At 58.8% G+C, this 11,451-nt stretch carries 14 protein-coding genes and 1 pseudogene; 7 read left to right on the top strand and 8 right to left on the bottom strand.

Translation table 11 applies throughout. From position 1 onward, the window contains the following. The coding region (locus HYE77_RS17585; RefSeq protein ID WP_177069056.1) for an RHS repeat-associated core domain-containing protein at positions 1 to 1,635 on the top strand (1,635 nt) is incomplete at its 5' end. Continuing rightward, positions 1,632 to 2,042 carry a hypothetical protein gene (locus HYE77_RS17580; RefSeq protein WP_102369288.1) on the top strand — a complete coding sequence of 137 codons (411 nt, stop codon included), beginning with the start codon at positions 1,632 to 1,634 and terminating at the stop codon, positions 2,040 to 2,042. The genes HYE77_RS17585 and HYE77_RS17580, both read left to right, overlap by 4 nt. 88 nt (positions 2,043 to 2,130) lie before the next feature. On the opposite strand, the gene HYE77_RS17575 is transcribed toward HYE77_RS17580, so the two are convergent. Next, complete coding sequence (locus tag HYE77_RS17575) at positions 2,131 to 2,568, bottom strand: DUF3995 domain-containing protein (RefSeq protein ID WP_003214721.1); 438 nt, start codon at positions 2,566 to 2,568, stop codon at positions 2,131 to 2,133. A 93-nt stretch (positions 2,569 to 2,661) separates the two neighbouring features. On the opposite strand from HYE77_RS17575, the gene HYE77_RS17570 reads away from it, so the two are divergent. Together HYE77_RS17570 and HYE77_RS17565 are read left to right on the top strand one after the other, a co-directional pair. Next, complete coding sequence (locus HYE77_RS17570; RefSeq protein WP_003214719.1) at positions 2,662 to 3,051, top strand: DUF2946 domain-containing protein; 390 nt, start codon at positions 2,662 to 2,664, stop codon at positions 3,049 to 3,051. 95 nt (positions 3,052 to 3,146) lie between these two features. Next, entirely contained in the window at positions 3,147 to 5,273 is a 2,127-nt protein-coding gene (locus HYE77_RS17565; RefSeq protein WP_003214718.1) for a TonB-dependent siderophore receptor, read from the top strand. A 156-nt stretch (positions 5,274 to 5,429) separates the two neighbouring features. Here HYE77_RS17565 and HYE77_RS17560 read toward each other — a convergent pair whose 3' ends face one another. From HYE77_RS17560 to HYE77_RS17550, 3 genes are all read right to left on the bottom strand, one after another. Next, positions 5,430 to 6,446, bottom strand: a complete 1,017-nt coding sequence (locus tag HYE77_RS17560; protein ID WP_008437166.1) for an ABC transporter substrate-binding protein — start codon at positions 6,444 to 6,446, stop codon at positions 5,430 to 5,432. Positions 6,447 to 6,569: 123 nt separating this feature from the next. Further along, positions 6,570 to 6,767, bottom strand: coding sequence for a hypothetical protein (locus tag HYE77_RS17555; protein ID WP_008437165.1), 198 nt, complete (start codon positions 6,765 to 6,767; stop codon positions 6,570 to 6,572). After that, positions 6,767 to 7,216 carry a hypothetical protein gene (locus HYE77_RS17550; protein ID WP_003214715.1) on the bottom strand — a complete coding sequence of 150 codons (450 nt, stop codon included), beginning with the start codon at positions 7,214 to 7,216 and terminating at the stop codon, positions 6,767 to 6,769. Before HYE77_RS17550 ends, HYE77_RS17555 begins: the two co-directional genes overlap by 1 nt. 414 nt (positions 7,217 to 7,630) lie before the next feature. Here HYE77_RS17550 and HYE77_RS17545 point away from each other — a divergent pair, with 414 nt between their 5' ends. The 3 genes from HYE77_RS17545 (at position 7,631) to HYE77_RS17535 (ending at position 8,577) form a co-directional block, all read left to right on the top strand. Next, complete coding sequence (locus tag HYE77_RS17545) at positions 7,631 to 7,885, top strand: hypothetical protein (RefSeq protein ID WP_083853233.1); 255 nt, start codon at positions 7,631 to 7,633, stop codon at positions 7,883 to 7,885. A gap of 141 nt (positions 7,886 to 8,026) precedes the next feature. Beyond that, complete coding sequence (locus HYE77_RS17540) at positions 8,027 to 8,257, top strand: hypothetical protein (RefSeq protein WP_003214713.1); 231 nt, start codon at positions 8,027 to 8,029, stop codon at positions 8,255 to 8,257. A gap of 83 nt (positions 8,258 to 8,340) precedes the next feature. Continuing rightward, on the top strand, positions 8,341 to 8,577 hold the full coding sequence (locus HYE77_RS17535; protein WP_087694069.1) for a DUF2789 domain-containing protein: 237 nt from the start codon (positions 8,341 to 8,343) through the stop codon (positions 8,575 to 8,577). 4 nt (positions 8,578 to 8,581) lie between these two features. On the opposite strand, the gene HYE77_RS17530 is transcribed toward HYE77_RS17535, so the two are convergent. From HYE77_RS17530 to HYE77_RS17520, 4 genes and pseudogenes are all read right to left on the bottom strand, one after another. Continuing rightward, positions 8,582 to 8,785 (bottom strand): hypothetical protein, encoded by a 204-nt coding sequence (locus HYE77_RS17530; RefSeq protein ID WP_003214710.1) that lies wholly within the window; start codon positions 8,783 to 8,785, stop codon positions 8,582 to 8,584. Positions 8,786 to 8,910: 125 nt separating this feature from the next. Continuing rightward, positions 8,911 to 10,131, bottom strand: a complete 1,221-nt coding sequence (locus HYE77_RS17525; protein WP_371317082.1) for a methyl-accepting chemotaxis protein — start codon at positions 10,129 to 10,131, stop codon at positions 8,911 to 8,913. A gap of 510 nt (positions 10,132 to 10,641) precedes the next feature. Next, positions 10,642 to 10,728: pseudogene (locus HYE77_RS32615) on the bottom strand (outer membrane lipoprotein carrier protein LolA); the annotation flags it as partial. Positions 10,729 to 10,750: 22 nt separating this feature from the next. After that, a complete protein-coding gene (locus HYE77_RS17520; RefSeq protein WP_003214706.1) occupies positions 10,751 to 11,155 on the bottom strand; it encodes a TraR/DksA C4-type zinc finger protein in 405 nt (134 codons plus the stop codon). Between the last annotated feature and the right edge of the window lie 296 nt (positions 11,156 to 11,451).

Below are 11,451 nucleotides of genomic sequence, written 5' to 3'. Positions count from 1 at the left end.
AATCTCCTCAGCGTCGACGACGGTCATTGGCCGCTGCATTACGAATACGACCTGCAAAACCGCCTCACCGCCGAACACCAGGGCTGGGGCACGTTGCGCTATGGATACGACGAATGCGGCCAACTCGAAAAACTACGCCTTCCGGATAACAACCGCCTCACCTTTCACCACGACAAAGGCGGCGACCTCGCCACCGTCGAACTCAACGGTAACCTGCTCACCTCGCACCTGTTCAAATCCGGCCGCGAACACCAACGCCAGCAAGGCCAACTCCTCAGCCACTACCACTACGACGACCAGGGCCGCCTGCACGCCCACGCCATCACCCAACAGGAACAACGCCACCAGCGCCGCCAATACGACTACGACAAACGCGGCAACCTCACCCGCATCCTCGACACCCGCAAAGGCCAGCACGACTACCACTACGACCCACTCGACCGCCTGACCCGCGCCAACCACTCGCACGACCGGCAGGAACGCTTCGTCCACGATCCGGCGGGCAACCTGCTGATGCAAGACCGCGTAGGGTCTAGCGTCGTCAAAGGCAACCGCCTGCTGATGCAAGGCGACCGTCACTACGACTACGACGCTTTCGGCAACCTCCTGCGCGAACGCCGGGGTCGGGCTCAGCAACTGGTCACTGAATACCGCTACGACAGCCAGCACCGACTGATCAGCGTCACCCAGCCGGACGGTACCGGGGCCGCATATCGCTACGATCCGTTTGGTCGGCGCATCGCCAAAATCCTCAACGGCCAGACCACCGAGTTTTTCTGGCAAGGCGAAAAGCTGATCGCCGAACACAACGCCGATCACCACCAGAGCTACCTCTACGAACCCAACAGCTTCCGCCCGCTAGCGCTGCTCAAAGGCTACGGCCCGGAAGACGTAAAACCCTTCCACTACCAACTCGACCACCTCGGTACCCCGCAAGAACTCACCGCATCCGATGGCGAAATAGTGTGGTCAGCGCACTACCGCGCCTACGGCCAAATCGCGAAGCTGGACGTCAACACCGTTACCAACCCGCTGCGCTTCCAGGGCCAGTACTTCGACCCGGAAAGCGGGCTGCACTACAACCGCCATCGCTACTACAATCCGGATATTGGCCGCTACCTGACGCCCGATCCCGTGAAGCTGGCGGGTGGGCTGAACGGATACCAGTACGTGCCCAACCCGACGGGATGGGTTGACCCGCTTGGATTGAACACCTGCCCGGGTGGCGATGGATGTAAGCCGAAAGCCGTTGATAACGATCCTGCTAGAAAAGTAAAAGCCGATGAAGGTGTACCTTCGGCGCCAGTTATTAGAGGAGTTGATGCGGAAAGCTTGAATCGAACGCATAGTATCGAGGGGAAAAGATCAACCAAGCGAGTCGACGAAATCTCCCTCAGCATGCGGAGCAAGGGTTACGACACAAATGAGCCTATCGACGTGGTCGAGGTGAACGGGCAGCGCTATATTATCGACGGGCACCACCGAGCCTCAGCGGCAAGACGGACAAATACGCCAGTCACCATAAAATTGATAGAGAACCTAAATAGCCATAAGGGAACGCTCAAAAGTAAAGATGACGTAATAAACGCTTCGAATGCTGTTGGACTTGATAGGTTAGAAAGGCCGAGACGATGAAAAAGAACAACCTGGAGAATTTGATCCACGAATATCTATATCAGGTGAAAAGAGCGACTGATTTACTTGAGCGCACATTCGGAACAAAAAACATACTCCAGCTATGGCGCAGCAAAGAAATCCCGCAACGCGGGAGGATCACTGACAACATCTCCTACGAACTACACGGAATTGGCTGCAGAGTCGATTTTTCCGGAGTATGTATCGATTTCGACTATGGCCCAGACGAAAGAGTGGACGGCTTCGACCCGTGGCGGCTTTACATTTACGCATGCGAAGTACCACACCGTTACAAAAAGTACACCAACCAGAACACTCTCAAACTAGAATTCAATAATTATGTAGCGCAAGGAAAAGCACAAAAAATCACTGACTCCATGTCCAACCTATACTTCCTGAATCCTTGACCCTGCTCACCCCCTGACCAGCTGTCGCCAGGCGAACATTCGAGTTTACCCAGCGTAAAACTCACTCTTTCGCGGTAAACGCTCCCCCTCAACTCCACGCCACCACCAACAACCCCGCCCCCAACACCAAACACAGCGGCGAGTAAAAAAATGTATCCAGCCGCGCAAACCGCGATCCGCCGACCTTCTTGAAAAAACCCACCAGCTCTGAATCCCCAATCGCCCGGGCAAACATCACCAGTGCTACTGCACTAATCCCCCACTGCAACGCATGGTTGGACACCGGCTCGAAATACAGCCCGGCCCGCAAACACACCAGCACCGCAATCGCCACCAACCCCACACCCACCAGCAACGTTCCCAGTGCCGACGGCTTGAACGCCGGTCGCGGCCCGCTGGCGAATTCACCCGGCAGCTGCGGAATAGCCGCCGTCACACCCAATTTGCCGCCGGCCGCCCAGTACAAATGCACCAGGCTGATAAAGCCAAAAACCCCGACGATCCATCGCGCGACTAAAAAGCTCATGGCTGGATATCCTTGGAAAAGTCCGAGAGAGGATAGCCCTCTTGAGATTTTTTGCAGGCAATTCGTCGGCGGCTGATGGTAAAGTGCCGCCCCATGAAACTCGCCCGTACCGACCGCTCGCTCATTGCCTGGATGCTCTACTGCTGCGTCCTGTTCAATGTGTTCGCCTGCAGCATCGGCCACGGGCAAATGGTCGGGATGCAGCTCAACGGCATCGGCGGCCAGTTCTGTACGGTGGACCCGCGCACCCAGGCGCCGGCGCCTTACAAGTCCACCGATGAATCCCTGCCCACGCTCTCGAAAGCCTTCGGTTGCCCGCTGTGCTCCACCGGCGGCATGGGCCCGGCGCTCAACTCCAGCCTCAATGTGGCGGTGCTTCCGCAACCCCATGCGCCGCCGCCCGCCATCGTTGCCAGTGCCGACATCCCTGCCCGCTTCACCTGGCCTGCGGCTAATCCGCGCGCCCCGCCCGCCTTCGCCTGATACCTGCGCTTTTCTGATTGGCCCACGCGGCTGCCTCCCCCGGGAGTGCGGACGGCACTGGGTTGTTTTCAAGCCAAGTTTTTCAGGATTCAACCATGAAACATTTACCCCTTTTGGCGGGCCTGTTCGGCTGCCTGCCTGTCAGCACCTGGGCGATTGAGCTGGCACCGACCACCATTGATGGCGAGCAAACCGGTGATGCCGGCCTGGCCCTGGATCAGTCCAGTGGCATGGCCTCGCGCCTGGGGCTGAGCGTGCGGGAAACCCCGGCGTCCATCAGCATTGCCAACCGCAATGACATCGAGCGCCGAGGCGCCAAGACCTTCCAGGACGCGGCCAATACCCTGCCCGGGGTCAACGCCAGCGCGCCGCCGGGGTTTGGCGGTTTCATTTCCTATCGAGGGTTTACCAGCAGCCAGATTACCCAGATGTTCAATGGCGTCGCGGTGTCCGGCGGCCTGGCTCGCCCCGTGGATGCGTGGATTTATGACCGGGTCGAACTGGTGGGCGGGCCCTCCTCGCTGATCAACGGCGCCGGCTCCGTCGGTGGTTCGCTGAACTACGTGACCAAGCTGGCCACCCGTGAGGAACAGGCCGCCGAAGGTCAGCTCACCTATGGCAGCTACGACACTGCCGGAATGGCCTTCGGCCTGAACCACGCCCTGACCGAGCCGGGCGCCGAGGTCCAGCATTACGCGCGCCTGGACGTAAGCCGCAACACCAACCACACCTATATCGATCGCCAACAGCGCGATGCCTGGAGCGTGGCGTTTTCCCTGCTGAGTGATTTCACCCCGAACCTGTCCCACACCCTGGCCCTGGAATATCAGGACGAACACGAGGACAGCCCCTACTGGGGCACACCGGTGCTCAACCCGAAGTCGGGCGAGTTGAAGATCGACAAACACAACCGCTTCAACAACTACAACGTGGCCGACGGTCGTTATGAGCAACGCACGATCTGGGTGCGCTCGATCATCGACTACCGGATCAATGACAGCACCACGCTGAAAAATACCCTCTATCACCTCGACAGCCAGCGCGACTATCGCAACCTGGAAACCTACCAGTACAACGCTGATAACAGCGCAGTGAATCGCTCGACGGCCTATCAGGTACGGCACCAGGGTGAGCAGAACGGCAACCAGTTCGAGCTGCGCCATGACGACACGTTCTTCGGCTTGAGCACCACGTGGTCGGGCGGCTTCGAGTACAGGGTCAACAGCACCACCAACAATCCGTTGAATGTGGCAGGCAACAGTACGGTGGACCCGAACAACTATGATCCCGGGCATTTCTATGACATCCCGGGCACCAAGCCCGGTTTCGATCCGGACAAGACCAACGCCGTCACCACCAAGGCATTGTTCCTCGAGAACCGCCTGGGCCTGACCGACAAGCTGTCGTTGCTCACCGGCCTGCGCTACGACGCGATTGACCTGGAAGTCACCAACCACCGGGATATCACCGCCAGCAATCCGCGGCATGTCAAACGCAGTTGGGAGCCGGTGACCGGGCGGATTGGCCTGACGTATCAGTTCATCCCGCAAGCCAATGTCTACGTGCAATACAGCACCGCTGCCGAACAGCCGAGCAGCACCACCCAGGTGTTCGATGTGTCCACCGGCAAGCAATGGGAAGTGGGCAGCAAGTTCGATTACATGGACGGTCGCGGCTCCGCCACGGTGGCCGCCTACCGGATCGAGCGCAAGGACTTCGCCGTCACCGACCCGCTGGACCCGACCAATAGCATTCCGGTGGGCGCGCAGACGTCCAAGGGTATCGAGCTGGCCAGTTCGTTGCGGGTCACGCCCAAGCTATTGCTGGAGGGCAACTATGCGTGGGTCGATGCCGAATACGAGGACTTCAACGAGAAAACCGCCAGCGGTGCCGTGGTGTCGCGCAAGGGCAATACGCCGACCAATGTGCCCAGGCAGGTGGGTAATCTGTGGCTGACCTATGACTTTGCGGAGGATTGGCAAGGAGGTGTGGATGCGCGGTATGTGGCGTCGGTGTATGCCGATAACGCCAACACCCTGACGGTGCCGGCCTATACCTTGTTCGGGACGTTTTTGACTTACAAGGTGGATCAACACACCTCCGTGACGGGCCGGGTGCGCAACCTGACCAATGAGGTGTACGCCGAGTTTGCCCATGTGTCGCCGGCGTATTACCTGGGGTCGCCGAGGACGTTTGAGCTGGCGGTGCAGACGAAGTTCTAAAGCCCAGCAAGTTTCAAGGCAAGAATGAGGTCAGTGTGGGAGCGGGCTTGCTCGCGAAAGCGGTGAGTCAGTCAATACAAATGTTGGCTGAAAAACCGCTTTCGCGAGCAAGCCCGCTCGCACATTTTTGATCGCAATCGGGCTGTTATATCGGTGTTACTTCAGGCTGGCTTCGACCTTCTGCGCCACATCCTCAGTCAGCCACGCCTTCCAGACTTCCGGATGATCCTTGAGAAATGCCTGGGCGACCTCTCGCGGCTGGCTGTGCTTCTCGCTCATTTCGGCCAGCGCCTTGTTCAGCGGCTCGATCGGAAAGTCGACCTTGGCAAAGAACTCGGCGATCTGCGGATGCTCCTTCTGGAACGGCGTGGACACACCGATGCTCAGCTTGGAGGCCAGGGAACGTGTAGGTTTCGGGTCAGGATTGTCTGCATCGGTCAGCGTCTTCCACGCCTCGGCATCAAATGGCGGCTCTTCCAGTTGGATCAGCTTGTAGCGCCCCATCAACGGTGTAGGCGACCAGTAATAGAACAGCACCGGCTTGCCCCGGCGGATCGAGGAAGCAATCTCGGCATCCAGCGCAGCACCCGAACCACTGCGGAAATTCACATAGCTGTCGTCAAGCCCGTAGGCCTTGAGCTTTTGCTTGTTGACCACTTCCGAGGTCCAGCCAATCGGGCTGTTGAGGAAACGGCCCTTGCTCGGTGCTTCCGGGTCCTTGAACACGTCCTTGTACCGCGCCAGATCCTTCACGCTGCGCAGGTCCGGCGCGAGGGGCTTGATGCCTTTGGCCGGGTCGCCCTTGACCACGTACTCCGGCACCCACCAGCCTTCAGTGGCGCCCTTGACGATATCCCCAAGGCCCACCACTTTGCCTTCGGCCTCGGCCTTGACCCACACCGGGCTGCGGCCGGCCCACTCTTCGCCGATCACCTGGATGTCGTTTTTCGCCAGGGCGGTTTCCAGGGTGATGGTGGTGCCGGGCAAGGTGTCGGTGGGCAAGTCATAGCCCTTTTCGACAATCACCCGCAGCACCTCGGTGATCAGGCTGCCGCTTTCCCAGTTCAGGTCGGCAAAATGAATCGGCGCCTGGGCCGCTGATACCGGCAGCGACGCCACCGACAGACTCAGGGTCGTCAGTGAGGCTGCCAACAGTGCTCGAATTCCTTTCATGCTTTGCACCTCATGCCTTACAGCAATCGCGAATGGCTTTGCTGTAACACCGCGAAGCCTCTGAATACTTAAGTCAACTCAACTGTAGTAGAGGTTCCGGGGAACATGGCAGGTTGCCGGTTTTTACGCAGGATTGTTCAGCCGCTGCAACTCGCGGCGCACCATGCTGGCGAATTCGGCGGGCTTGAGTTCATACAGTTGGCCGGCGACCCAGCTCAACCAGGCGCCCTGCAACTCGGCCTTGCGGGCAAACAATTGAGCCGCCGTGGCTTGGGCATCGAGCAGGTGCTGCTCGTGGAACTGCGCCCTACCCTGGCTCATTACTCGCTGGCCTTGAAGGTCACGAGTTCACCCTTGCGCCATTTGGCGGCCTTGCCGGTGACGGCCTTCAGGGTCTTGGTCAGGCCTTCTACCAATTGCTCATTGGCGGCAAACACCAGCATCACGCTGTGGCCTTCCTTGAACACGATGCCCTGGCCTTCGGCCGAGGACACAAAGGCGTAATCGCCCAGGCCATACACCGTCAACTTGATATCGCGAAACTTCAGTTCGAACTTGCCGCCTTCGCGGCTGGGCAATACAGCGGCCCGGAAATGATCACCGACCTTGAGTTCCAGGCGCGGCTTGTCGTCCACCACCAATGCCGCTTCGGTATCGATCTCGGCGATGTAGATACCTTCAGGTGTCTGCTCAGTGACGTAGACGAAACGGGATTGAAACTGCTTGACCAACTTTGCGCGCAAATCACCCAGCACGAATAACGCGTGCATATCCAGATTACTGACTGCCAAGGAAACGCCCCCACATCAAAAGGGTGCTGTCCGCCCAAGCGGCAGCACAAAAAAACGGCCGGAAACGGCACGATCACACAACAAATCCACTGATAAAAACTGAAGAAGATCACGCTGCCAGGCCATGAGACTAGTACAGGCGTGCCCGACGCACCTTACGCAGGTCGCCAGGCGTTGCAGGAAATCACAGGTTTAACGACCAGAGAATACTGGCCGACCCACTTCAGACAATAACCCTTTAAAAAATGCAGTTTCCGACATCCAACACAGAAACTAATGCTTTGGATGGAACCGGACGCCGGACACTGACGACAATACTAAAACAGCAACACGGGTCAAAACCACTCGAAATACTGCAAGCGGGTACGCAATGTCGATCGACAGGAGCTGATTATGCAACGACCTCAACCGATTGCCACACCTTCGAACACAGGTTCATCTTTTATCGATGACGGGCAATTCTACTCCCTATACACCCACGACAGTTGCCTGCATTCGGCGCTCTATCGGGTAGTCCCCGCCGGGAGAAACTTTTTCCATATCCTTGAAGTGCCCAGTGGGCGGATCAAAGGTTTTCGCAGCGGCCATAGCCAGGCCTGCGAACTGGCCCGACAGCTGGAAGCCATCCTGCAAGCGCCACACGGCTGAGGCGCGGCTGGCGTTTCGTCATCTGGTTGACTTTACTGCGCCGCCAGCGCGTAACAACTGCCATACTGGTCCGTCCATTGAGATTTGTGCCCTTGCGGTTCAGGTTTCATCAGCGCAATTACCTCCAAGGGAAGGCTATACGTGACGGAATTTGATATTGGCGAATTTTTCATCCATGGCGAAGCCAGGGAAGTAGACGGTGAGTTCCAGGCCGTGATTGTGATGCGGGCCAAGGCTCCCCTGACCACCGTGACGACTCACCAGGTAGAAAAGGACCGCTGGTTCAAAACCGTAGACGCTGCCAACACGGCTGCCAAGGAAGCCGCAAAAGCCCTTAAGGCCGCCGTTGATTCCGGCGCGCTGACCTCCTGATTACCCGGCGCGACAATCCGATCGAACTCTGTCCCGCAACAACCCTCCCATGCATACGATGATCAGCCCGCATGGAGAACAATATGGAAGCGCAGACCTACACCCTCGAAGACCTGTTTGAACAACTTGGACTGGAATCGTCCCCCGAGGCGATTGACGCCTTTATCGGCAAACACACCCTGCCCAATGACGTAAAGCTGATTGACGCGGATTTCTGGTCACCGCAACAAGCCCAATTCCTTAAGGATGAACTGCGTGAAGACGCAGTCTGGGCGATCGCGGTCGACGAACTGAACCAGCGCCTGCACCAGCAACCCTGAGCCTTCAATGCAGGCTGTCTGACTGCTCCAGGTGCAACAGCGCCTCCCAGGCAGCCCTGCACTCTTCGGCTTCGTCGCGACTGGCGAACGCCGTGCCGCGCTGCTCGCCATTGAGCAACACTACCCAACAGGCCTTTTGCCCCAGCGCACGCAGGGTGGGCGGTACGCCACTGCCAATCATCACAGCCACATCGACTTTGGTTTGCATGGAGCGCCTCCGGAAAATTAGTTAGCTGGCTAACAATGTTCGCCATGCTACGGCTTTCTTCCAGTTGGAAAAAGCTATCCCCGGAATAGCTCCCTTGCATTACCTGCAACAATCGCCCTCGTGGGTCAGCGGCCCTCAGGTCTGTAGCCCAGGCGCAAGCCGCCCCAATGCCGGCCATTGACCGTGATCGGCACGGACAAGTCGTGCATCAACTCCCCGGTATCGCGGGTGTAGGTCTGCAGCAAGACCGCCTGCTGGTGGCTGCCGCAGCGGATTCCCGTGCGGTCTTCAAACTTGCGCTTGGTACGATTTTGTACCGCGTCCACTTGGGCATCGCCGGTCAGCGCTTGGGAGAACACCTTGTTGTGGGTTGGCACATAACCCTGTGGCGTGCAGGCGATGGCGAATACCAGGCCCTCATGCCGGGGCAACAGGGCTTCCTGGATGGCGGGCAGCACCTGGTCGGTGTAGCCGTCAAAACGCGTGTGGTACTTGCTTGGTCGCGTGTTGGGAATGGCGGTATAGCTGCGGTCGAACAGGTCATCGAGGCTGATGCGGTTTTGCAGGACGTCGGCTTCAAACTGCGCGGCAATGCGGCTCGCGCCTTCGCGTGCCAGGTCATAGATGCGCTGGTGGTAGTCATCCAGGCCGACCTCGGCGAGGCGTTCACTGATGGTTTCGGCCTGGCCTTCCATTTGTACGGCGGCGGCAGCCAACTGTTGGGTCTGCTGGTCGCTGACGGTCAAATCGCTGCGCATCTGCTCCACCGCATGGAACAAGCTGTCGAGTTGGGCGCGGTTGGTGTCGGTGCCCTGAGCGATTTCATTGACTTGGCCTTCGACATCCGCTGCCAGGCTGGCGATGCTGTCCAGTTGCTCGCCGGCGTGCTCCACCTGCTCTACACCGGATTGCAGATCCGCCGACAATTGCCGGATCTGCTCCACCACCTGGGCGGTACGCTGCTGGATATCCGCCACCATCACCCCGACTTCATCGGTCGCCGTGGCGGTTCGCCCGGCCAGGCCACGCACCTCGTCGGCGACCACCGCAAACCCGCGCCCATGCTCACCGGCCCGAGCCGCTTCAATCGCCGCGTTCAAGGCCAGCAGGTTGGTCTGGCTGGCGATCGACTGGATCACCAGGGTGACGCGCTGGATTTCTTCGCTGCGCTGGCTCAAGGCCTCGATCAATTGGCGGCTGTCGTTGGCGCGCTGGCTGAGCTGGTGCATGCGGGTGATGGACTGCGCCAGCACCTCACGCCCTTCGGTACTGCGCTGATGGGCCTGGCTGGCCGCGCCGAGGGCCTGACGGCTCAGTTGCGAGGTGACCTGCTCGGTGCCGATCATCACTTCGGCACTGCTGACGATCTGCTTCGCCGCGCCCAATTGAGATTGCAGCCTGGCCGCCAGTTGCTTGACCGCATAGGCCACGCCCGCAGCAGACAACGCGTTATGGCTGGTGGTGTAGGACAGGTCGCGGGTCAGCTCGCCGATGGCATCGGTGGCTTCGGACGCGGCAACGCTGGGGGTGCGATGTGTCAGGCGAGGTAGCCAGATCAGTAGCAGGGCCACCGGCAGGCACAGGTAAATCGAGAGTTGGGCGAACGCCAGGCCCAGCAGCAACAGCACCAGGGCGGTACTTTGCAAGAGCGGCGTCAACCAGCCGGGCAACTGTCGCGCCACCACGGGTGGTGACACTGCTGCGCCCATGAGAGATCCGTCTCCAGCCATGTTCGTTACCCCACTGCTTGTCGTTATTGTGACTGCATTAGACGCCACTATGTGGCCATTATCCATGGGCCTTTAGTGGGGGGCTTGCAGCAGATCAATAGACAGCGGTAATACGGGCGAAATCTATGTAGGAGCGAGCTTGCTCGCGAAGAACCTGAGAGCACCGTTGGGTATCAGGTTTCCCGCGTTATCGTGAACGACCTTCGCGAGCAAGCTCGCTCCTACACGGGGGGCATCAGGCTTGACGCTGGTGCTTGTCGATTTGCTCGTGGCGCTCTTGCGCTTCGATGCAGTACTTGGTGGTCGGGCTGATCAGCAGGCGCTTGAGGCCGATAGGCTCGCCGCTGTCGTCGCACCAGCCGAAGGAGTCTTCCTTGATACGGCCCAGGGCCTGCTCAAGTTGCGGCAGCATGCGCTGGTCGCGGTCGATGGCGTTCACCAGCCAGGTGCGCTCTTCTTCGACAGAAGCAGCGTCGGCCGGGTCTGCCGGGGTGTCCAGGCTTTCAATGGCGATGCGGTTCTGCTCGATGCGCTCGTGGTGTTCCACTTTCATGTCCTGCAACAACTTCTCGAAAAAAGCGTGCTGCTCGGCATTCATGTAGTCATCCGCCGGCATGGCCAGCAACTTTTCCTTTGTCATTGATTTCTCTATAAAAAATACGTGCATTAAGGCGAATAAGGGAGCGTTCCGGCCGACCTCTGCAGGTCTCGGAAAGGCGCCGTCCATTTCAAGCGCCACCCGGCACTCAATTTACGAGGGGCGGCAGTCTAAGGCCGACTTGAGGGCTCAGCAACTGAAATGACAGGCATTTTTTCCAAGATAACCCGCAAAGGCACCAGGACGGGCTCGGCGAATGGTCATCGGAGTGCGTTTATAGCAAGAAATTCAGTGTTGTGGAGCTATATAGAAGACAAACGGTTAAATGTGGGAGCGGG

It is taken from the genome of Pseudomonas sp. IPO3774 (genome assembly GCF_013386835.1).
Taxonomy (GTDB): domain Bacteria; phylum Pseudomonadota; class Gammaproteobacteria; order Pseudomonadales; family Pseudomonadaceae; genus Aquipseudomonas.
The sequence above is the reverse complement of the archived record's forward strand: the minus strand, read 5'-3'. Positions and strand labels throughout refer to the sequence as shown.